Origin of the sequence: Sphingomonas sp. PWP1-2 (genome assembly GCF_049898305.1) — a bacterium.
In the GTDB taxonomy this organism is placed as follows: Bacteria; Pseudomonadota; Alphaproteobacteria; order Sphingomonadales; family Sphingomonadaceae; genus Sphingomonas; species Sphingomonas glacialis.
In genome coordinates this window covers 150,286-169,732 of record NZ_JAFCXM010000007.1, presented here as the reverse complement: position 1 = coordinate 169,732, position 19,447 = coordinate 150,286, and the positions used below count along the sequence as shown (strand labels likewise).

General features: G+C 68.2%; 22 protein-coding genes. 17 read left to right on the top strand and 5 right to left on the bottom strand.

Annotated elements, in window-relative coordinates; genetic code table 11:
- Nucleotides 1-2: 2 nt before the first annotated feature.
- The 16 genes from fliF (at nucleotide 3) to ACP7C5_RS17220 (ending at nucleotide 14,099) form a co-directional block, all read left to right on the top strand.
- Nucleotides 3-1,754: a flagellar basal-body MS-ring/collar protein FliF gene (fliF, locus tag ACP7C5_RS17295; RefSeq protein WP_189676606.1), complete on the top strand. Its 1,752-nt coding sequence runs from the start codon at nucleotides 3-5 to the stop codon at nucleotides 1,752-1,754.
- Complete coding sequence (gene fliG / locus ACP7C5_RS17290; RefSeq protein WP_189676605.1) at nucleotides 1,751-2,758, top strand: flagellar motor switch protein FliG; 1,008 nt, start codon at nucleotides 1,751-1,753, stop codon at nucleotides 2,756-2,758. The genes fliF and fliG overlap by 4 nt, the downstream gene beginning before the upstream one ends.
- Entirely contained in the window at nucleotides 2,751-3,488 is a 738-nt protein-coding gene (locus tag ACP7C5_RS17285; RefSeq protein ID WP_426265177.1) for a FliH/SctL family protein, read from the top strand. Before fliG ends, ACP7C5_RS17285 begins: the two co-directional genes overlap by 8 nt.
- A gap of 133 nt (nucleotides 3,489-3,621) precedes the next feature.
- Nucleotides 3,622-4,950, top strand: a complete 1,329-nt coding sequence (locus ACP7C5_RS17280) for a FliI/YscN family ATPase (protein WP_133190994.1) — start codon at nucleotides 3,622-3,624, stop codon at nucleotides 4,948-4,950.
- 1 nt (nucleotide 4,951) lies between these two features.
- On the top strand, nucleotides 4,952-5,371 hold the full coding sequence (locus ACP7C5_RS17275; protein ID WP_189676603.1) for a hypothetical protein: 420 nt from the start codon (nucleotides 4,952-4,954) through the stop codon (nucleotides 5,369-5,371).
- Nucleotides 5,372-5,411: 40 nt separating this feature from the next.
- Nucleotides 5,412-6,746 carry a flagellar hook-length control protein FliK gene (locus ACP7C5_RS17270; protein WP_426265176.1) on the top strand — a complete coding sequence of 445 codons (1,335 nt, stop codon included), beginning with the start codon at nucleotides 5,412-5,414 and terminating at the stop codon, nucleotides 6,744-6,746.
- A 19-nt stretch (nucleotides 6,747-6,765) separates the two neighbouring features.
- Nucleotides 6,766-7,359 (top strand): flagellar basal body-associated FliL family protein, encoded by a 594-nt coding sequence (locus tag ACP7C5_RS17265; RefSeq protein ID WP_426265175.1) that lies wholly within the window; start codon nucleotides 6,766-6,768, stop codon nucleotides 7,357-7,359.
- 3 nt (nucleotides 7,360-7,362) lie between these two features.
- Entirely contained in the window at nucleotides 7,363-8,331 is a 969-nt protein-coding gene (locus ACP7C5_RS17260) for a flagellar motor switch protein FliM (protein WP_133191002.1), read from the top strand.
- Nucleotides 8,328-8,618, top strand: a complete 291-nt coding sequence (fliN, locus tag ACP7C5_RS17255; protein ID WP_133191004.1) for a flagellar motor switch protein FliN — start codon at nucleotides 8,328-8,330, stop codon at nucleotides 8,616-8,618. Before ACP7C5_RS17260 ends, fliN begins: the two co-directional genes overlap by 4 nt.
- Before the next feature lie 4 nt (nucleotides 8,619-8,622).
- Nucleotides 8,623-8,880: a flagellar biosynthetic protein FliO gene (locus ACP7C5_RS17250; RefSeq protein ID WP_426265174.1), complete on the top strand. Its 258-nt coding sequence runs from the start codon at nucleotides 8,623-8,625 to the stop codon at nucleotides 8,878-8,880.
- On the top strand, nucleotides 8,877-9,740 hold the full coding sequence (fliP, locus tag ACP7C5_RS17245; RefSeq protein WP_426265173.1) for a flagellar type III secretion system pore protein FliP: 864 nt from the start codon (nucleotides 8,877-8,879) through the stop codon (nucleotides 9,738-9,740). The genes ACP7C5_RS17250 and fliP overlap by 4 nt, the downstream gene beginning before the upstream one ends.
- 4 nt (nucleotides 9,741-9,744) lie before the next feature.
- Nucleotides 9,745-10,014 carry a flagellar biosynthesis protein FliQ gene (fliQ, locus tag ACP7C5_RS17240; protein ID WP_133191010.1) on the top strand — a complete coding sequence of 90 codons (270 nt, stop codon included), beginning with the start codon at nucleotides 9,745-9,747 and terminating at the stop codon, nucleotides 10,012-10,014.
- 190 nt (nucleotides 10,015-10,204) lie between these two features.
- Nucleotides 10,205-10,984, top strand: coding sequence for a flagellar biosynthetic protein FliR (gene fliR, locus ACP7C5_RS17235; protein WP_354287809.1), 780 nt, complete (start codon nucleotides 10,205-10,207; stop codon nucleotides 10,982-10,984).
- On the top strand, nucleotides 10,984-12,117 hold the full coding sequence (locus ACP7C5_RS17230; protein WP_133191014.1) for an EscU/YscU/HrcU family type III secretion system export apparatus switch protein: 1,134 nt from the start codon (nucleotides 10,984-10,986) through the stop codon (nucleotides 12,115-12,117). Before fliR ends, ACP7C5_RS17230 begins: the two co-directional genes overlap by 1 nt.
- Nucleotides 12,118-12,171: 54 nt before the next feature.
- On the top strand, nucleotides 12,172-13,698 hold the full coding sequence (fliD, locus tag ACP7C5_RS17225) for a flagellar filament capping protein FliD (protein ID WP_354287806.1): 1,527 nt from the start codon (nucleotides 12,172-12,174) through the stop codon (nucleotides 13,696-13,698).
- Entirely contained in the window at nucleotides 13,695-14,099 is a 405-nt protein-coding gene (locus tag ACP7C5_RS17220; protein WP_133191018.1) for a flagellar protein FliS, read from the top strand. The genes fliD and ACP7C5_RS17220 overlap by 4 nt, the downstream gene beginning before the upstream one ends.
- A 4-nt stretch (nucleotides 14,100-14,103) precedes the next feature.
- Here the strand turns inward: ACP7C5_RS17220 and ACP7C5_RS17215 are convergent, their stop codons facing one another.
- From ACP7C5_RS17215 to argH, 5 genes are read right to left on the bottom strand one after another with little or no spacing between them, the layout of a single operon-like run.
- Entirely contained in the window at nucleotides 14,104-15,054 is a 951-nt protein-coding gene (locus ACP7C5_RS17215; protein ID WP_426265172.1) for a zinc transporter ZntB, read from the bottom strand.
- The gene (locus tag ACP7C5_RS17210) at nucleotides 15,051-15,818 is read right to left on the bottom strand and encodes a precorrin-2 dehydrogenase/sirohydrochlorin ferrochelatase family protein (RefSeq protein ID WP_426265171.1); all 768 of its coding nucleotides are present in this window, start codon (nucleotides 15,816-15,818) and stop codon (nucleotides 15,051-15,053) included. The genes ACP7C5_RS17215 and ACP7C5_RS17210 overlap by 4 nt, the downstream gene beginning before the upstream one ends.
- Complete coding sequence (lysA, locus tag ACP7C5_RS17205) at nucleotides 15,815-17,077, bottom strand: diaminopimelate decarboxylase (RefSeq protein WP_426265170.1); 1,263 nt, start codon at nucleotides 17,075-17,077, stop codon at nucleotides 15,815-15,817. Before lysA ends, ACP7C5_RS17210 begins: the two co-directional genes overlap by 4 nt.
- Before the next feature lie 14 nt (nucleotides 17,078-17,091).
- Complete coding sequence (locus ACP7C5_RS17200; protein WP_133191024.1) at nucleotides 17,092-17,337, bottom strand: hypothetical protein; 246 nt, start codon at nucleotides 17,335-17,337, stop codon at nucleotides 17,092-17,094.
- Entirely contained in the window at nucleotides 17,334-18,704 is a 1,371-nt protein-coding gene (gene argH / locus ACP7C5_RS17195) for an argininosuccinate lyase (RefSeq protein ID WP_426265220.1), read from the bottom strand. The genes ACP7C5_RS17200 and argH overlap by 4 nt, the downstream gene beginning before the upstream one ends.
- A 16-nt stretch (nucleotides 18,705-18,720) precedes the next feature.
- On the opposite strand from argH, the gene ACP7C5_RS17190 reads away from it, so the two are divergent.
- Entirely contained in the window at nucleotides 18,721-19,281 is a 561-nt protein-coding gene (locus ACP7C5_RS17190) for a TlpA family protein disulfide reductase (protein ID WP_426265169.1), read from the top strand.
- Nucleotides 19,282-19,447: the final 166 nt, after the last annotated feature.

Below are 19,447 nucleotides of genomic sequence, written 5' to 3'. Positions count from 1 at the left end.
CGATGAGCAACGCTCTCACCCCCGCTCCGCAAGGGTCGTCTGGCTCCGGGCTCGCCGCAATGGTGCCCGAACGCTTCGCCAACCCGCTCAGCCAGCTCCAGGGCCTGTTCGCGCAGCCGGCGGTGCGCCGCAGCCTGCCGATGGCGCTGCTCGTCGGCTTGATCGGCGCCGCAGCCCTCGCCTGGATGATGCTCGCGACGCCGAACCAGAAGGTGTTGTTCGCCGGCCTCGCCGATGCCGACAAGGCCTCGGTCACCGCCGCGCTGCAGGCCGCCAACATCACGTCCAAGATCGACGCGGCGACCGGATCGCTGACCGTCAATGAAGACGATTATTCGCGCGCGCGCATCCTGCTCGCCGGCCAGGGGCTGCCCAAGGCGGCACCCGGCGGCTACGCGATCCTCGACAACCTCCCGATGGGCGTATCGCGCGCGGTCGAGGGCGAACGGCTGCGCCAGGCGCGCGAAACCGAACTCGCGCGGTCCATCCAGGAGATCGACGCGGTCGCCGAAGCGCGCGTCCATCTCGCGACCCCCGAACAATCGGTGTTCGTGCGCGATTCCGCCGCACCGTCGGCCTCGGTCATCGTCAAATTGCAGCCGGGCCGCTCGCTCGGCGACGCGCAGGTGTCGTCGATCATCAACCTCGTCGCCTCGTCGGTCCCGGGGATGAAACCCGAAGGCGTGACGATCGTCGACCAGATGGGTGGCTTGCTGACCAAGGGCGCGAACCAGAGCGCGCTGGGGGCGGCAAGCGACGAACGCGTCGCCTTCCAGCGCCGGATCGAGGAGAAATATCGTGCGCAGGTCGTGCAGATGCTCACGCCGCTGATCGGCGCGGGGAATTTCACCACCGAAGTCCAGGCCGATGTCGACCTCAACGAAACGCAGGCGACCAAGGAAAGCTATGACAAGCAAGGCGTGCTGCGCGTCGAGCAGGGCCAGTGGACCGGCAACGGCAAGGACGGGCAAGCGCCCGGCGGAATCCCCGGCGCGCTGTCGAACACCCCGCCGCCGGCCTCGACGCTGAGCGCGCCGCAGCCGACCCCAGCGCCGACCCCTGCCCCGGGCGCGACTCCCGTCGCATCGACGCCGGGTGCCACCGGCCCGGTCGTCGCGGCGGCCGCCGGTGCGGTCAGCGATGCGCTGAAGGCGAGCGACCAATATTCGCGCGCTTACGATCTCGGCAAGGAAGTCTCGGTCAGCCGCACGGCGCCCGGCACGATCACGCGCCTGTCGGTTGCGGTGCTGCTGCGCGACCCGGAAACGGGCAAGCCGCGCAGCCAGCTCGAGATCCAGCAGATCACCCAGCTCGTCCAGACCGCGGTCGGCTACAGCCAGCCGCGCGGCGACCAGGTCACGGTTATCAGTCGCAAGTTCGCCGGCGCCACCGCGCTCGACGACAAGCAGCCATGGTATGAGGCCGGCTGGCTCCCGGTGGTGGCGCGCAACGTGACGGCACTCGTCATTGCGCTGCTCGTGCTGTTCCTCGGTGTCCGTCCGCTCGCGACGGCGCTGCTCAAGAAGCGCGACGACAGCGCCGCGCAGCCGCGCGCCGCGCTCGGCCGCGAGATCGGCGCGCCCGACGGCTATGAAGGCGGCCAGATCCCGCCGCCGCGGACCGACCAGCCGGTCAGCATCGATGCGCTCGAGAATGCGCGCAACTATGACGACCGGATCGGCATGGTGCGCGGCTTCACCCGCGACAATCCGGCGCGCGCCGCGCTCGCCGTACGGGACATGATCAAGTCATGAACGCTCCCACCCGCATTTATACCGGCGTCGAACGCGCCGCCGTGCTGATGATGCTCGTCGGCGAGGAGGAAGCCGCCGCGATCCTGCAGAAGCTCGATCCCGAGGAAGTCCGCCAGCTCGGCAAGGCAATGTTCGCGGTCGCCGATGTCAGCGAGATCGAGGTCGAGGGCGTGCTCGACGATTTCGTCGGCAAGGCGCGCGAACGGACCGCGATCGGCTTCGACCCGCGCCCGCGGATCGAGGCGGTGATGACGCGTGCGCTCGGCCAGGAGAAAGCCGACAGCGTGCTCGCCCGCATCGTGCCCGCCCAGGAATCGTGCCAGCTCGACTTGCTCGACTGGCTCGACGCGGGCGAGATCGCCGCGATGATCGAGAAGGAGCATCCGCAGATCGCCGCGGTCCTGATCGCCAATCTCGATCCGACGGTCGGCGCACAGGTGCTCGAGCTGATGCCCGATGCGGTCCAGCCGGATATCCTCCACCGGCTCGCGCGGCTTGGGCCGATCACGCCCGAAGCGGTCGAGACGCTCAAAACGATGCTTGCGAACCGCACTGGTACATCACAAGCCTCGGCCGGCGTCACGCTCGGCGGGACCAAGGACGCCGCCAAGATCCTGTCGAGCGGGCGCAAGGCGACCGAGCTGCGCGTCATGCCCAAATTGTTCAAGATCGACCGCGACGTGGCGAAGGCGATCGAGGAAGCGATGTTCGTGTTCGACAATCTGCTCGAGCTCGACGACAAAAACCTCGGCACGCTGATCCGCAACATCGACAGCGACATCCTCACGCGTGCCTTGAAGGGCGTCGACGAGAGCATCCGCGCCCGCTTCCTCGGCTGCATGTCGAGCCGCGCCGCCGATGGCATTCGCGACGAGATGGAGGCGCGCGGGCCGATGAAGCTCTCCGAAGTGCTCGAGGCGCAAAAGGTGATCATCCAGATCGCGCGCAACCTCGCCAAGGACGGCACGATCCAAATGGGTGCAGGCGAAGACGATTATGTCTGAGTTCACCGCAGGTTTTTCCGCGCGCGGCCAGGGCGTGGCCGAGGCACTCACGGCAGCGTTCGCGCCGCGCGTCGCGGGCTTTGCGCCCGCCGATCTGCGCGACCGCGTTGCACGCGGCCCCGTCTCGTTCGCACCGCAAGCGGCAGGCGAGGCCGGCCCGCGCCACTTCACCCCCGCCGATCCCGACACCAACCCGACCGAGGGGTGGGACCCGTTCGAGGCGGCCGCCGCCGCGACGCCGTTCGTCGATCCGATCGAGGCGGCGCATTCCGCTGGCTATGCGGAGGGCGTCGCCGCCGCGCAGGCCGAGATGGCGGTAACGGGCGAACGTGACCGGACGCTGCTCGCCTCGCTCGCGCAAGCGCTCAAGTCGGATGATCGCATCGATCGCGACGCAGTGGCGCAGCGGTTGCGCCAGACGGTCTTGTTTCTTGTCACCCGCCTCGTCGGCGAAATCGGCGTCGAGCCCGACTTGCTCGCGCGCCGCATCGAGGCCGCGGTCGATCTGCTGAGCGATGCCGCCGAATCGGCGATCCTCCATGTCCATCCCGACGATGTCGCGCTGCTCGAGGGCAAATTGCCGCGCCAGATCTTCGCGGTCGGCGATGCGAGCCTGGCGCGCGGTTCGTTCCAGCTCGAAAGCGCGTCGACGATCGTCGAGGACGGACCCGAGCTGTGGCTCGAACAATTGGCGCACGCGATCGATCGCGTCGCGGTGCCGGCGGCATGATGTCCCCTCTTCCTGCGTCCCATCCGTCACCCCCGCCCTTTGGCGGGGTCCACCGTGATGCACAGCCATCGGTCGCAGCACGCGCGTCCCGGTGGGCCCCGGCACAAGGCCGGGGTGACGGTGGCACCTCGTCATGCTGAACCGCTTCACCGACTCATACCTCGAATCGCTCGGCATCGCCGACTTCGCGCCTGCGCCCAAGGTCGCGGGCCGGCTCGCTTCGTTCGACGGACTGCTGATGGAAGCGGTCGGGCTCACCGTCCCGGTCGGCACGGTCTGCCAAGTCGGCGATCGCCACTCGGGGGTCGAGGCCGAGGTGATCGGCTTCCGCAACGGCCGCACGCTGCTGATGAACCTCGGCGGCCCCGCCGCTTTGCTCCCGCAAGCCCCGGTCCGCCCGGCCGGCGCCCCCGGCGAGGCCGAAGTCGGCGCAGCCCTGCTCGGCCGCGTCGTCGATGGCGCGGGAAAGCCGATCGACGGGCTCGGCCCGATCCGCGGCGCAGGTCGCTGGCCGCTTGCGGGAAAATTGCAGTCGCCGCTCGATCGCGGCCGCGTACTCGCGCCGCTCGACGTCGGCGTGCGCGCGATCAACGGCTTGCTTACCGTCGGCCAAGGCCAGCGTATCGGCATCATGGCGGGCTCTGGCGTCGGCAAATCGGTGCTGCTCGGCATGATCGTGCGCGCCGCCGAGGCCGACGTGATCGTCATCGGCCTGATCGGCGAGCGCAGCCGCGAAGTCGCCGACTTCCTCGAAACCAAGGTCGCGGGCGACGCGCGCAAGCGCGCCGTCGTCGTGGCTGTGCCCGCCAACCATTCCCCCGTGCTGCGCATCCGCGGCGCGCTGCGCGTCCATGCGATCGCGGAAGCCTTCCGCGCCGAGGGCAAGAAAGTCCTGCTGATCATGGATTCGCTCACCCGCGTCGCGCACGCCGGGCGCGAGATCGGCCTGGCGCTCGGCGAACCCGCGAGTGCCCGCGGCTATCCGCCGTCGGCCATCGCGATGCTCCCCAATCTGATCGAACGCGCCGGGACCGACGTCCATTCGGGCGGATCGATCACCGCGATCTACACCGTGCTCGCCGATGGCGACGACGGCAACGACCCCGTCGTAGACTCGGCGCGCTCGATCCTCGACGGGCATATCGTGCTGTCGCGCCAGCTCGCCGAGCGCGGCGTCTATCCGGCGATCGACATCGGCCCGTCGGTCAGCCGCGTGATGACCGACATCGTCGACAAGCCGCACCTGAAAGCCGCGCGCACGCTGCGCCGCCACCTCGCGACGTATGAGGAAAATCGCGATCTCGTGCTGATGGGCGCATATCGCGCGGGCGCCGATCCGGCGATCGACACCGCGATCGCGTGCCACCCGGCGGTGATGGAATATATCAAGCAGGACCCCGACGAGCAGGTTTCGTTGCCCGATGCGGCGGCGGAACTGATCGGTGTGTTCGGCGCCGACTGAGATGGCCAAGCCGACCAAGCTCGAGCGCATCCTGCGCGTCCGGACGCTCCAGCTGGGCCTCGTCCAGGCCGAGGAAGCGCGCGCGCATGATCGCACAGCGAGCGAAACGGCGCTCAAGGGCCGCATTGCGCAGCTTGTTGCCGGTGTCGCCCCCACGCCCGAGCCCGTTGCGGGCTTCTCGCTCGTCGCCGCAGCGCATTTTCGCGAGCGCCTTCATCAATCGGCGCACGCCGCCGAGGGCCGCCTGCGCGCAGCGCAAGCCACCGCCGAGCGCGCAGTCGAAGCAACGCGCGAGGCGCGTCGCGACCAGAGCGCGGTCGAAAAGCTGATCGCGCGCGCCGATGCGCTCGAAGTGCTCCGCGAAATCCGCGCACTCGAAGCCGCGCCGGCCGGCCGCAAGAACCGGCACGATCCTTGCTGATCACCGGGTAACGGCCGTTTGCGGCCTGCCCGGAGTTCCGATGATCGATCCTCTGCCCGCTTTGCCCTCCCCCGTTGCTATCGGCCCGACCGCCAGTGCGGCCAAGGCGGCAGCGCGCGCGCATCCAGCGCGATTCGGGCAAACGCTCGCGTCCTTCCTCGATTCGCGAGCCGCCACGCACGATCGCGGTGCCGGCACACCGCGCGAGGACGACCGGCACGACACTGCCGCCGACGGCAACGCCTTGCCGAGCAAGACCGCTTCAGCCGACGTCACGCCTCCGATCTGGATGGCGCCGCCGGTGGCGCCGTCCCCGCTTTCCGCGCCCGTCGTGATAGCCGAGCTCGCGCCACCTGCTGACGGCCAGCTCGTCGGCGGCATAAGCTCGGCGGCGCCGACGCCGACCCCAGTCCCGCCATCTGCAGCCGCGGGACCACCCGCGCAGACAATCGCCGACAGCACCGGCGCGATCGTCGCGCTGACGCCGCCAGCCTCCACGCCGCACACCACCGCTGCGTGGTCGAGCCCGCGGACCGGCAGCCAGCCTCGGCCCCTGCCGGCGCTGGCGGATATGCCCGAGCTATCCGGCACGCTCGCGGCAACCGGCGCACCCACCAACCAAGACGCGCGGCTCGTTCTGCCACCGCTCGATCCGGCGATCACCGCCGCGCTCGACACTGCGCTGACGCGCGCGGCGGTGGCGCGACAGGACGCGGCGTCGCCCGCTCCCGCCACCGCCGACGCCCCCCAACCGCTCGCACTCGCTTCGTCGGGGCCGGCCGACGCGGCGGTCATCGCGAGCGCCGTGCCACAACCCGCCGGGCGCGTGTTCGCCGCCGCGCTCGCCACCGCCTGGCGCGATCGCGCCCAGCGCAGTGGCGATCCCGAGGCATCCGCCGATACGATGACGCCAGGCGTCGGCGCGCCGACGCACGCGGGCGACGCGGCGAGCGTACCGGCTGCGGGAAATGCCAGCCAGGCCGGGCTCGATCTCACCCGCGACACCGGGCTGCAGCGCATGATCGAGCATATCGAGACGCTGCGCGACGATGCCGACGCGCGCGACACGCGGATACGGCTCGTCCCCGATGCCCTGGGCAGCGTCGATGTCGCGGTGCGGCAGGTCGGCGACCGCGTCCATGTCCACTTCACCGCCGCGCAGGAGGCGACGCGTGCGCTGATCGCCGATGCGCAGCCGCGACTGAGCGAACTCGCCGCCGCGCGCGGCGTGCGGATCGGCGACACCAGCGTGTCGGCCGATTCGGGCAGCGGCACCGGCGGCGCGCCACAGCCGCGCCCCGCCCCATCCATCACGCCAGCGCCGCGCGCGCTGGCTGAAGAGACCCAAACCCCATCCGACGCTCGCGTCGCATAAGCTTTGAAGGAGTCAGATCATGAGTGAGACCGTCACGGAAACCCCCAAGAAGAAGAAGGGCGGAATGATAAAGATCATCCTGCTCGTGGTCGGCGCGCTCGTGCTCGTCGGCGGCGGCGTTGGCGGCGCGCTGTACGCGATGAACGCCGGACTGATCGGCGGTGGCAAGGGCGCCGCCGAACCGAGCGGCCCGCGGCTCGTCCCCAAGACCGAGCAGAAGCGCGCCGGATCGGGCGAAGGCGGCGAGGCCAAGGAAGGCGGCCACAAGCCCCCCACGGGCACCGGCGGCGACAAATATGCCTCCAATTATTACGCGATGGACAAGGAGTTCACCTCGAACCTCCAGGACAGCGTGCACTTCGTCCAGGTCGGCATCGCGGTGTCGACTCCGTACGACGATACCGTCGTCGAAAACATCAAGACCAATGAAATCGCCGTCCGCTCGGCGATCCTGATGGCGCTTGGCGACACTACCGAGGAGCAGGTTTTTTCGAGCACTGGCAAGCAGTTGCTCCAGCGTCGCATCGCCAAGGCGATCAACGACACGCTCAAGCAAAAGGAAGGTTTCGGAGGCGTTGGTAACGTTTACTTTACCAATTTTGTTGTTCAGTGAGGCATGGTTAACGAAGGCCTTCAGCACGCACCAAGCGACCGGCGCGAACGTCCGCGCCGCGAGGCCGCGCATGCGACGCTCGGGGCCGCCAATCTCAACCCGTTCGGCGATCTGCATACGGTGCAACATCTCTCGGCGCGGCTCGCGCGCGGGGTCCGTGCCGTGTTCGAGCCGCTGCTGCGCCGCGAATGCCGCACCTGGGCCGAGCCGCTCGTCGTCCAGCGGCTCGCCGATTACCGCGCGGAACGCCCCGACGGGCTGACCGCATGGCTGCCGCTGACGATGGCGTCGGCGGGCGCGCTGCCCTCGGGCCAGGCGCTCGCGGTGCTCGACGGGCGCTTCGTGCTCGAACTGCTCGATCTGTTCTTCGGCGGCACCGGCGCGGTGGCCGGCGATATCGGCAGCGAATTCACGCCCGCCGCCGAGGCGATGATGACCCGGCTCGGCGCGATGCTCGCGCTGCCGATGCAGGCGGCGTGGGAACCGCTCGCGCGGATCGAGTTCACCCCCGGCCGCGTCGAGGCGAACCCGTCGCTGATCCCCGAACTCGATGTCGAGGATGCCGTGGTGATCACGCGCTTCGGGATCGCGGTCGGGACGGCTAAGCCGGTGTTTCTCGACCTGCTCTATCCGGTTGCGGCGTTGAAGCCGCACGGCCCGTCGCTCACCGGCAAGGTCCACAAGACCGCCGAGCCCGATCCCGCGTGGCGCAACAGTCTCACCCGCGCGGTGATGGACGTGCGCTTCGAGGTCCGCTCGGTGCTCGCCGAGCCGATGGTCTCGCTCCAGCTGCTGATGGACCTCAAGGCCGGCGACGTGATCCCGATCACCGTCGGCCAGGACGTGCCGGTGATGATCGGCGGCGACCGGCTCGGGGCGGGGACGGTCGGCACGTCGAACGGCAAGGCCGCGATCCGGCTGACGACAATTTCGAACGATTTAGAACGTGATCTCAGGGGTGGACTGCAATGAGCGAGATGAGCGGCGGTTTCCCCGTCGATACCAGCCTGGCGGCCAATTTTCGGCTGCTGCAGGATGTCGACGTCAAATTGACCGTCGAGATCGGCTCGACCTCGCTGACGCTGCGCGAATTGCTCGCTTTGGGCGAGACGAGCGTGATCGAGCTCGACCGTCAGGCCAACGAACTGCTCGACGTGCTGGTCAACGGTACGCTGATCGGGCGCGGCGAGGTGGTGATGGTCGGCGACCATTTCGGTGTGCGCATGACCGAGCTGGTCAGCCCCGAAAAGCGGGGCTGACGCCATGATGTGGTCGTACATCCTCAAGCTTATCGTGCTGCTGCCGCTCGTCTGCGGGCTGATGATCGGGTGCCTCTATGCGTGGCGCAAGCTCGAGGCGCGCATGCCGGGCCAGCCGTCCAACCGGATGCTGAAAGTCGTCGAGACGATGATGATCTCGCCGAGCGTGCGCGTCGCGGTGCTCGATTTCGAGGGGCGCAAGCTGCTCGTCTCGGTCAGCCGCACCGGCGTTGCGCTGCTCGATCGCGGCGACGGCAAATGAGCGTGCGCGTCGTCCGCAAGGGCTCGGGGCCAGCGCTGATCCGCACGCCTGCGCCGCGCGTCGCGCCGTGGGGCAAGATCGCGCTCGTCGTGCTCGGCATCCTGTTCGCGCTGATCGTCGCGCATCCTGCCTTCGCGCAGGCCGCACCGCTTGCCACGCCGCCCGCGCCCGCGCCCGGCGCAGGTGACGCGGCGGACCGCGCGCTGAAGGATCTCGGCGGCGGCAATGCGCCGCTCGCGCTGTCGCTGCAGCTGCTCATCGTCATGGGGCTGCTGACGATCCTGCCCGGCATCCTGCTGATGATGACAAGCTTCACGCGGATCATCATCGTGCTGTCGATCGTCCGCCAGGCGATGGGGCTCCAGCAGACCCCGCCGAACCAGGTGCTGATCGGGCTCGCATTGTTCCTGTCGTTCTTCGTGATGGCGCCGACGATCAACCAGATCAACGCAAGCGCGATCCAGCCTTATGCCGCCAACAAGATCGGCGCGACCGACATGATTAAGGCGGCGGGCGTTCCCTTGCACGCCTTCATGACCAAGCAGACGCGCAAGAAGGACATCACGATGTTCGCCGGCATCGCCAAGAGCGGGCCGTATCAGAATGCCGAGCAGATTCCGTTCTCGGTGCTGCTGCCGGCGTTCGTGACGAGCGAGCTCAAGACCGCGTTCCAGATCGGGTTTCTCGTGTTCCTGCCCTTCATCGTGATCGATCTCGTCGTCGCGACGGTGCTGATGTCGCTCGGCATGATGATGCTGTCGCCGACGATCATCTCGATGCCGTTCAAGCTGCTCCTGTTCGTGCTGGTCGATGGCTGGGCGCTGACGATGGGCTCGCTTGCCAACAGTTTTGTGAACTAGCGCGATGGACGCGGATTATTTCCTGACGATCGCCAACCAGACGATGTGGGTGCTCGCGCTCGCCTCGGCGCCGATCCTCATTCCCGCTTTGTTGGCTGGGCTGATCACCGGCATGATCCAGGCGGCGACGTCGATCAACGAGCAGACCTTGTCGTTCGTGCCCAAGCTGCTGGTGGTGGCGGTTTCGCTGCTGGTGTTCGGGAGCTTGATCATCGGGCTGCTGTGCGATTTCACGCTCGGGATCTTCGAGCGGATCCCGGACCTGGTGCGATGATCACCGTGGGGGGGCGCTCTTCTGCTCCCCTCCCGCTTGCGGGAGGGGCTGGGGGAGGGCCTGTCACAAGCGCTTCGCACGCTTCCAGGTCATTCCCTCCCCCAACCCAGTTCGAGGTGAACGATGCCCCGCATCGTTCAGGTCATGCCGGGGGCATGACCGACCTCGAACTCGCAAGCGGGAGGGGGATTTGAGTCCCTTAGGCTTCGGCCTGTCGATCGAACCGCAGCTCTGGGCGTTGATCTTCGTGATGGTCCGCGTCGGTGCTGCCTTCGTCGCCGCGCCCGTGTTCAGCGCCGTCGCGATCCCGCTTGTCGTGCGCGTCACGCTGTCGGGCGCGATCGGTGTGCTCGTGCTGAGCGTCCACCCGATCGCCCCGCCCGAACACGTCTTCGCGCTGGCCACGATCCTTTCGGTCGCCGCGGAAGCACTGGTCGGGCTCGCGCTCGGCTTCGTGCTGCAGATTGCGTTTGCCGCGCCGATGATCGCGAGCGAGCTGATCGGCACGTCGATGGGGATCGGCTTCGCCTCCGCCATCGACCCGCAGAACGGCAAGTCGACCCCGGCGCTCGGCCAGTTCTTCTCGATGATGCTCACGCTGCTGTTCCTCAGCGTAAACGGCCACCTGATTCTCGTCGAGATGATCGTGAAAAGCTATGTCGCGCTCCCGCCCGGCGGCGCCTGGCTGAAACCGCAGCAGCTCGAGAACATCGCCTTTTTCGGCGGCTACACCTTCCTCGCCGGGCTCCTGCTCGCACTCCCGGTCGGCTTCCTGCTGCTCTGCCTCAACCTCGTCGTCGGAATGATCTCGCGTTCGGCACCGTCGCTCAACCTGTTCGCGGTCGGGCTGCCGGCCAGCCTTGCGGTCGGCGTCGTCGCGCTCGCGCTCGGCTTTCCGGCGATGGGCGATTACCTGCTCGTCATCATCGATGAAGGCCTGGCCGCGACACAATCGCTGGTGCTCGGCTGATGGCAGACGAATTCGGCGAAAAGACAGAAGCACCAACCGCCAAGCGCAAACGCGACGCGGCCGAAAAGGGCGACGTCCTCAAGTCGCGCGAACTCGCGACGGCGCTGATGATGCTCGCCGGCTGCGGTTGGCTCGCCTTCATGGGTCCCTCGCTGGTCGGCGCGTGCAAGGACGTGATGACCGCGAGCTTCGCGTTCGATCACCGCGACATCGAGGATTTCTCGCCCTTCCGCCCGCTCGTCCAGAGCGGCTGGAAGCTCGCGCCGTCGTTGATCTCGCTGCTCGCGATGACGATCGTCGCGGCGATCGTCAGCCAGGCGGGGCTCGGGCATCTCAGCTTCAACGGATCGCTGCTCGCCCCCAAGGCGTCGCGGATCAACCCCGGCGCGGGATTGAAACGGATTGTCGGGCCGCAGGGCTGGATCGAGCTTGGCAAGTCGCTGCTCAAGGTCGTACTGCTCGGCGCGATCGGCTGGCACATGCTCGATCAAGTCGCGCATGCGACGATCGGGCTCGCCTCGACCAATATCGGCACCGCGGTCGGCGTGCTCGGCAGCACGTTTACCGGCGTGCTGTTCGCGATGGCGGGCGGGCTCGTCGTGATCGCCGGGATCGACGTGCCGCTGCAGATCTTCCAGCTGCTGCGCAAGTTGCGGATGTCGAAACAGGATCTGCGCGACGAGCATAAGGAGAGCGAAGGCTCGCCCGAAGCCAAGGGCGCGATGCGCCAGCGCCAGCGCGAGATGTCGAAACGCTCGATGCGCAGCGCGGTGAGCGAAGCGCACGTCATCCTCACCAACCCGACGCATTTCGCGGTCGCGCTGCGCTACAATCGCGAGACCGACCAAGTCCCCGTCGTCGTCGCCAAGGGCCGCGGCGTGATCGCGCTCGCGATCCGCGAGCTCGGTGCCGAGGCGCGCGTGCCCGTGCTCGAATATCCCTCGCTCGCTCGCGCGGTCTATTACACCAGCCGCGAGGGCCAGGAGGTCCGCGACGATCTCTACGTCGCGCTCGCGACGATTCTCGCCTTCGTCTTCGGGCTCAACAGCCAGGCGGGCGCCGCGGCAGTGCCGCCGTCGGTCCAGGTTCCGCCAAGCGCGCGCTTCGACGAGAATGGCGTGAAACAAAGCTAAATTTTCGAGGCGTTTCGTCGTTCTTCCAACTGAGCGCTTTTCCGGGACGATGATATGGTGACGACCACCGCGACCACTCCGACGACCTCGACCGCCACGGTGTCGGGCTCGTCGATCCTGACCTCGCTCGGTGCCGGATCGGGGGTCGATACGGCGAGTCTGATCAAGTCGCTGGTGAGCGCACAATTCGCCGCGAAGAACGCCTCGCTCAGCGCGCAGGACACCGCGCTCACCGCACAGATTTCCTCGGTCGCCAAGGTACAGAGCGCGATCACCAGCTTTGCCTCGGCGCTGACCTCGCTCGTCACCGGCGGATCGCTCGCATCGCAGCCGACCAGCTCGGACGCGTCGGTGCTGACGGCAACCGCGCTGCCCGGCGCAAAGCTGGCTGGTCTGTCGACGCAGGTGACCGTCAACGCGCTCGCCACCGCCCAGACCGCGATCGCGGGTTTTCCAAGCGGCGCGCCGACCTTCGACGCGGGCACGCTGACGCTCACCTTCGGCACGGCGGCCGACAGCGCGGTCTCCTCGCTCACCACACCGTCCGCTCCGATCCAGATTGCGATCGCCCAGGGCGCCAAGCTCACCGATGTCGCCGCGGCGATCAATACGAGCGGCAAGGGTCTCACCGCGAGCGTGGTGACCGACGTCAACGGCGCGGCATATCTGTCGATGAAGGGGCCGACCGGAACCGCACAGGCCTTCACGTTGAGCGGCACTGGCAACCTGTCGCAGTTGAACGTCGGCGGCGGCAGCGGCACCGCCGCCGCGAGCATCAACAGCAATGCCGGCAATGCCAATCTGACCGTCGACGGCGTGAGCGTCGACCGCACGAGCAACACGATCAGCGACCTTGTCGCCGGGGTGAAATTGACGCTCACCGGCGTCTCCCCCAGGACCAGCACGACGACGTCCAGCGGCACCACTTCGGTCGCCAAGCCCGTCTCGCTCGGCAGCACGACGCCGCGCGACGGGATCGCGCAAGCGGTCACCGATTTCGTCACGACCTACAACCAAGTGCTCGCCGAGCTGAAGACCGAAACCGACCCGGCGACGGGCCCGTTGCGCAGCGATTATAACGCGACCAACTTGCTGCGCTCGCTGCGGGGCCTCACCGTGACGCCGCTGTCGAGCGGGGGCGCGGCGGGCGATCCGGTCAATCTCGCCTCGATTGGTGTCGCGACCAACAAGGACGGCACGCTCAGCGTCGATTCGACCAAGCTCAACACCGCCTTGCTCAAGACCCCGGCCGCGGTCGAGGCGCTGTTCGCCAACGGCACCGGCGCGACCGGCGGCGGCCTCGCCGCCGCGCTCAACGCGATCACCAGCGCGGCGACCAACAACAAGGTGATCGTCAACGGCCAGGCCCAGAGCACCGGCCTCGTCGGCAGCACTGCGCTCTACACCGCCAAGCTCGCCAAGGTGAACGACGCAGAAGCACAGGTGACGACCGATACCGCCGCGTATCAAGACCGCCTGACCAAGCAATATGCCGCTTCCGACGCGATGGTCGCAGCCTATAAGGCGAGTGCCAAGGCGCTGCAGTCCCAGATCGACCAGTGGAACAAGACCGGCGGATGAGCGTCGCTTATGCCACGGCCTTCGGCCGCAATCCCGAGGCGACGTATCGCCAGATCGAGCTTGCCGGGCAAACCGCCGAGGCCGATGGGCCGGCGTTGGTCCAATTGCTCTATGACGAAGCGATCCGGGCCTTGCGCGGCGCGGCCTGGGCAGCCGAGCACGGCAATTACGCGATGAAGAGCGACAAGGTGACGCGCGCCACTGCAATCCTCTTCGCGCTCGAGGCCGGGCTCGATTTCACCGCGGGCGGCACCGTCGCCCCGGCGCTCGCCAAATTGTACGGCGGGGCGCGGCACACCGTCGTCACCGCCGCGATCGGCCAGGATCCGCGGCCGTTCCGCGATGTTGCCGACACGCTCGACGAAATCGGCCAGGCGTGGCGCGCGGTGCGCGCGGCCTGATCCGTCAGCCGAACCAGCGCTTTACCGAGAAATAGCCGATGATGCCGACGGTGATCGCGATGCAGATCCCGCCGATCACATCGAACGCCCAAGGCTCCTTGGCGAAGGGCAGTCCCTCGACATTCATCCCGTACAGGCCGGTGAGGAAGGTCAGCGGGAGGAAGATCAACGCGACGATCGAAATCAGCAGCGAGCGCGAATCGATCTGTTCGGCGCGCAAATCGGTCAGCGCCTCGTGCATCAGCGCCGAGCGCTCGCGGATCGATTCGAGTTCCTCGGCCATGCGCGCGGCGCGATCGGCGGCGGAGGCGAGATGCAGCCGGTCGTCATCCTGCAGCCAGTCGCACGGCAGCGATGCCAGCTTCTCGAGCGCGGCGCGCTGCGGCGTGAGGAAGCGGCGATAGCCGATCGCGGCGACGCGCACCTTGGTGACGTTGCGGCGCAGGACGAACACCTTGTCGGCGTCGAGATCGGCCTCGCAATCATCGAGGCTGTCGCCGAGATCGGCGACTTCGGGGTCGAGCTCCTCGGTAATCGCCACCGCGAATTCGGCGATGAGGTCGCCCGGGTCGCGGATCGTGCCGCCTTCGATCTGTTTGGTCACGTCGTCGACGGCAGTCAAAGAGCGCCGCGTCACCGAGATCACCCGCCCCGCCGTCGCCCAGATGCGCAGCGAGGCAAGCGGGTCCGATGTCGTCATCGCCTCGTTCGAGCGGCCGCGCAAATTGAGGATCGCGCCATCGCCGAGTGCCTCGCAGCGCGGCCGCGATTCGCTCGTGGTCAACGCCTCGACGACATAGTCGGGAAGCTTGGCGACGTCGCCCAGCCATGCCTTAGCTTGCTCGTTATTGCTGGTGAGATGCACCCAGACCAGATCGCTCGGCGTCTCGAGCGCGTTCTGGATATCGACGCGTTCGGCCGTGCCGTCGGCCACCCGGTACGCAAACCCGCTCATTCCATCTCCACCCACAGCGTCAGTCCTGGTTCGCGCGTAACGGGCGGCGCGTCCGAAACGATCCGCACGGCGTCGGCGCGCGATCGATCGAGGATCGCCGCGGGCGCGTGGGGCGGCGCGTAAATCCGGTCGGCGAGCGCGAGCGCGCGCGCTTCGCCGAGTGTCAGATCGTCGGGGTCGGCCGAGCGCACCCGCAGCGTGACGAGCCGATCGGTCGGCGCGGCGGGCGCCGTCAGCCACGTCTCGACGGCATCGGGCCCCGCCGCGAGCGGATCGAGCGCACCGCCTTGCGCAAACGCCGCGCCGAGCGCGCGCCGTCGTGTGTCGAGCGCGGGCAACGCCAGCCGGATCGCGGCGCGCAAGGCATAGAGCCGGTCGGCGAGCGGCCCGAGCGTCGCCGGGAGCAGCCCCTCGAGGCGTTGCCGCAGCGCCGCTGCGAGGCCAGCCGATGCACCGCCGGTGCCGATCGCGATCAGCACCGGGCTGCGATCGATGATCGCGGGCAGCGTGAAATCGCATTGGTCGGGCCGGTCGACCGCGTTGACGAGCACACCGCGCGCTTGAAGCCGCGCGATCGCCGCCTGCGCTTGCGCTTCGTCCTCGATCGCGACGATCGCCAGGGCGGCGCTCGCTTCCTCGCCGACGATCACCGCGCCCGCGCGTTCGAGCAGTCGCCGTTTCGCATCGGCGGGCTCGCCCTCGCCGAGCAGCATCACCGGGCGGCCCGCCAGCCGCACGAACAGCGGCAGGCTGTGCAGGCTCACGCCTTCAACCAGTCCGGAATGCGCTCGGCGGCGAGGATCGTCTCGGGCAGGATTCGGTCGGCGACGACCGCGAAGCGATCACCATCGACGAGCACTTCGGGCACCAGCGCGCGGCTGTTATAGGTCGACGCCATCGTCGCGCCGTACGCGCCGGCGGTGCGGAAGATCGCGAGATCGCCGCTCTTCACCGTATCGATGTCGCGCGCCATCGCGAAGGTGTCGCCGCTTTCGCACACCGGGCCGGCGATGTTGGCGGTCATCCGCGCGCCCGTCGGCTCGACCGCCTCGAAATCGTGCCACGCATCGTACATCGCCGGGCGCGCGAGATCGTTCATCGCGGCGTCGACGATGACATAGGGGTTGATCGCGCCGGGCTTGACCCAGATCACCTTGGTCAGCAGCACGCCGGCGTTCCCTGCAATCACGCGGCCGGGCTCGAACATCAGCCGCACGCCCCACCCCTTGGTGACGCGCGCGACCATCGCGCCATATTCGGCCGGGCTCGGGAACACCTCGCCCCCGCGGTATGGCACGCCGAGCCCACCGCCGAGATCGACGCGCTCGATCGGATGTCCCGCCGCACGCAGCTCGGCGACGAGCGCGCCGATCCGCGCATAGGCCGCCTCGAGCGGGGCGAGCTCGCTCAGCTGGCTGCCGATATGGATCGCCACGCCGCGCAGCGCGAGCCCCGGCAATCCGGCGAGCCGCGCGAAGATCGCCGGGGCCTGGTCGATCGGCACGCCGAACTTGTTCTCGCGCTTGCCGGTCGAGATCTTCGCGTGCGTCCCGGCATCGACGTCGGGATTGACGCGCAGCGTCGCATCGGCGCGCATCCCACGCGCGGCGGCGAGCCCAGCGAGCACGACGCCTTCCTCTTCAAGCTCGAGATTGAACTGGCCGAGCCCGACATCGAGCGCGGTCGACAATTCGCCGATGGTCTTGCCGACGCCCGAAAACACCACGTCCTTCGCCGGGATCCCCGCCGCCAGCGCGCGCGCCAGCTCGCCGCCCGACACGACATCGGCACCATAGCCCTCGCGCGCGAGCACGCGGAGCACGGCAAGGTTGGGGTTGGCCTTGATCGCGTAGGCGAGGTGGACATCCCCCGCCGGCGCCAGCCCTTCGCGAAACACGCGCGCATGGCGCTCGAAGGTCGCGGTCGAATAGACATAGACGGGTGTGCCGACCGCTTCGGCGATCGCCGCGAGCGGCACGCCCTCGCAGTGCAGCGCGCCGTCGACGAGCGAAAAATGATCCATCGAATGAAAGCCTGTCAGTTGGGAGGCGGAAGGCTGAACTCGTCGCTCCGGCGTTCCGCGGAATTGGTGAGCACCTCGTCGCTGCGCATCGGCCGTTCCTGATTGGTCGGTTTGAGCAGCTCGGCGGGAGTCGGCGTCTCTTTCGCGCCATATGGCGCGACGGGGAGCGATCTCCCCTCGGCCGGTTTCAACCCCGACGCAGCGCCACACCCGGCGAGCAGCAGCGCCGCGCAGAACCCCAGAGCCAGACCGTGCTTCATGCCGTCTCTCCCGATCGTGCGGCGGCGATCGCTGCGCGGACGCGGACCGGCGCGGTGCCGCCGAAACTCACGCGGCTGGCGACCGAGGCATCGACCGACAGCACGTCGTAGACGCGCTCGTCGATTCGGCTGTCGATCGCCTGCAATGCGGTCAGCGGCAGCGCATCGAGCTTGAGCCCGAGCGCCTCGGCGCGTGCCACTGCCTGGCCGGTGATGTGATGCGCCTCGCGGAACGGCACGCCCGCTTCGCGCACCAGCCAGTCGGCGAGATCGGTCGCGGTGGCGAAACCCGCCTCCGCCACTTCGCGCATCCGCGGCGTACGGAATGTCGCGCTCTCGACCATCCCGGTCATCGCGACGATCGACAGGCCGAGCAGGTCGTGCGCCTCGAACACCGGCGGCTTGTCGTCCTGCATGTCCTTCGAATAGGCGAGCGGCAGGCCCTTCATCGTCACCATCAGCGCTGTCATGCAGCCGAGGATGCGCCCTGAATGCCCGCGCACCAGCTCGGCGGCATCGGGGTTGCGCTTCTGCGGCATGATCGAGCTGCCGGTCGACCATTGATCCGACAAAGCGACGAAGCCGAACGGCTGCGACGCCCATAGCACGAATTCCTCGGCGAGCCGCGAGAGGTGCAGCGAGCATTGCGTCGCGCAGGTCAGATACTCGATCGCAAAGTCGCGATCCGAGACGCCGTCAAGCGAGTTGCGCGTCGGCCCATCGAAGCCGAGCGCTGCCGCGGTCATCTCGCGGTCGATCGGGAAGCCGGTGCCCGCGAGCGCCGCCGAGCCGAGCGGCGACAGGTTCATCCGCTTGCGCGCATCGGCGAAGCGGCTGCGGTCGCGCGCGATCATCTCGTGATACGCCATCAGATGATGGCCGAGCGTCACGGGCTGCGCGCTCTGGAGATGCGTGAAGCCGGGCATGACGCTGTCGGCATGCTCTTCGGCGCGCGTCAGCAGTGCGTCCTGGAACGCGGCGAGCGCGGCCTCGACCTCGTCGATCGCGTCACGCACCCACAGCTTGAAATCGGTCGCGACCTGATCGTTGCGCGAGCGCGCGGTGTGGAGCCGCCCAGCGACCGGGCCGATCGCCGCGGCGAGCCGCGACTCGCTCTGCATGTGAATATCTTCGAGCGCCATGTCCTCGGCGACGCCGTGCGCCTCGTAATGCGCCGCAACCCCGTCGAGACCCGCGGAAATCGTGGATGCATCGGCAGGCGAAACGATACCCGTGGCACCCAGCATAGCGACATGCGCCTTCGACCCGGCGATGTCCTGCCGCCAGAGCCGCTTGTCGAACGGGATCGAGGCATTTATCGACCGCATGACCGCGGCCGGACCCTCGGCGAAGCGCCCACCCCACATCGCATTGGACGTGCCCATGTTGTTTCGCTCGGTGATCGCTTCGGTCCTGCTGCTCGTGCTAGCCGGGTGCGATAAGCAAGTCTCGTCCAACGGGCAAGCAGAGGTCGCCGCGAACAGCACCGCAACCGCCGCCGCTACGGCCCCCGCCGAGACCAGCAAGATCGACCGAAGCCACAAGGGCGAGGCCGCGCCGACGCTCGGCTTCGAGGATCCCGCGGGCAAGAAGACGACGCTCGCCGCGTTCAAGGGCAAGCCCGTGCTCGTCAACCTGTGGGCGACGTGGTGCGGCCCGTGCGTCAAGGAAATGCCGACGCTCGACCAGGCCGCCGCAAGCATCGTCGTCGCGACGATCAGCCAGGACAAGGACCGCCCGACCGTCGCCGCCTTCTTCGCCAAGGAAAAGTTCACGCGACTCCAGCCGTATCTCGACAAGGAGCTCGGCTTCAGCCTGGCCTATAACGCCAGCCTGCCGATGAGCATCCTGTTCGATTCGGCCGGCAAGGAAGTGTGGCGCAGCACCGGCGGGATGGACTGGACCAGCGCTGTCGCCAAGGCGGCGCTCGCCGAGGCGAAATAAGCGGCGCTACGACCCACTGCGCCTCGACGTAATCACCCCACGCCGTTCGGGCTGAGCATGTCGAAGCCTGCTCGCAATAGACAGGGCGCCCCCTGGCGGGAGCAGCCCTTCGACAGGCCCAGGGCGAACGGGGTGATGGTCGAGCGCGACTGAAACCCTGTCGTCG

Coding starts and splice junctions, on each gene's coding strand:
- ACP7C5_RS17260 (WP_133191002.1), top strand. CDS start 7,363: ATGGTTAACGAAGGCCTTCAGCACGCACCAAGCGACCGGCGCGAACGT.
- ACP7C5_RS17200 (WP_133191024.1), bottom strand. CDS start 17,337: ATGAAGCACGGTCTGGCTCTGGGGTTCTGCGCGGCGCTGCTGCTCGCC.
- argH (WP_426265220.1), bottom strand. CDS start 18,704: ATGTGGGGTGGGCGCTTCGCCGAGGGTCCGGCCGCGGTCATGCGGTCG.
- lysA (WP_426265170.1), bottom strand. CDS start 17,077: ATGGATCATTTTTCGCTCGTCGACGGCGCGCTGCACTGCGAGGGCGTG.
- ACP7C5_RS17190 (WP_426265169.1), top strand. CDS start 18,721: ATGTTGTTTCGCTCGGTGATCGCTTCGGTCCTGCTGCTCGTGCTAGCC.
- ACP7C5_RS17275 (WP_189676603.1), top strand. CDS start 4,952: ATGGCCAAGCCGACCAAGCTCGAGCGCATCCTGCGCGTCCGGACGCTC.
- ACP7C5_RS17230 (WP_133191014.1), top strand. CDS start 10,984: ATGGCAGACGAATTCGGCGAAAAGACAGAAGCACCAACCGCCAAGCGC.
- ACP7C5_RS17265 (WP_426265175.1), top strand. CDS start 6,766: ATGAGTGAGACCGTCACGGAAACCCCCAAGAAGAAGAAGGGCGGAATG.
- ACP7C5_RS17280 (WP_133190994.1), top strand. CDS start 3,622: ATGCTGAACCGCTTCACCGACTCATACCTCGAATCGCTCGGCATCGCC.
- fliN (WP_133191004.1), top strand. CDS start 8,328: ATGAGCGAGATGAGCGGCGGTTTCCCCGTCGATACCAGCCTGGCGGCC.
- ACP7C5_RS17220 (WP_133191018.1), top strand. CDS start 13,695: ATGAGCGTCGCTTATGCCACGGCCTTCGGCCGCAATCCCGAGGCGACG.
- ACP7C5_RS17215 (WP_426265172.1), bottom strand. CDS start 15,054: ATGAGCGGGTTTGCGTACCGGGTGGCCGACGGCACGGCCGAACGCGTC.
- fliG (WP_189676605.1), top strand. CDS start 1,751: ATGAACGCTCCCACCCGCATTTATACCGGCGTCGAACGCGCCGCCGTG.
- fliQ (WP_133191010.1), top strand. CDS start 9,745: ATGGACGCGGATTATTTCCTGACGATCGCCAACCAGACGATGTGGGTG.
- fliF (WP_189676606.1), top strand. CDS start 3: ATGAGCAACGCTCTCACCCCCGCTCCGCAAGGGTCGTCTGGCTCCGGG.
- ACP7C5_RS17250 (WP_426265174.1), top strand. CDS start 8,623: ATGATGTGGTCGTACATCCTCAAGCTTATCGTGCTGCTGCCGCTCGTC.
- ACP7C5_RS17270 (WP_426265176.1), top strand. CDS start 5,412: ATGATCGATCCTCTGCCCGCTTTGCCCTCCCCCGTTGCTATCGGCCCG.
- ACP7C5_RS17285 (WP_426265177.1), top strand. CDS start 2,751: ATGTCTGAGTTCACCGCAGGTTTTTCCGCGCGCGGCCAGGGCGTGGCC.
- fliD (WP_354287806.1), top strand. CDS start 12,172: ATGGTGACGACCACCGCGACCACTCCGACGACCTCGACCGCCACGGTG.
- fliP (WP_426265173.1), top strand. CDS start 8,877: ATGAGCGTGCGCGTCGTCCGCAAGGGCTCGGGGCCAGCGCTGATCCGC.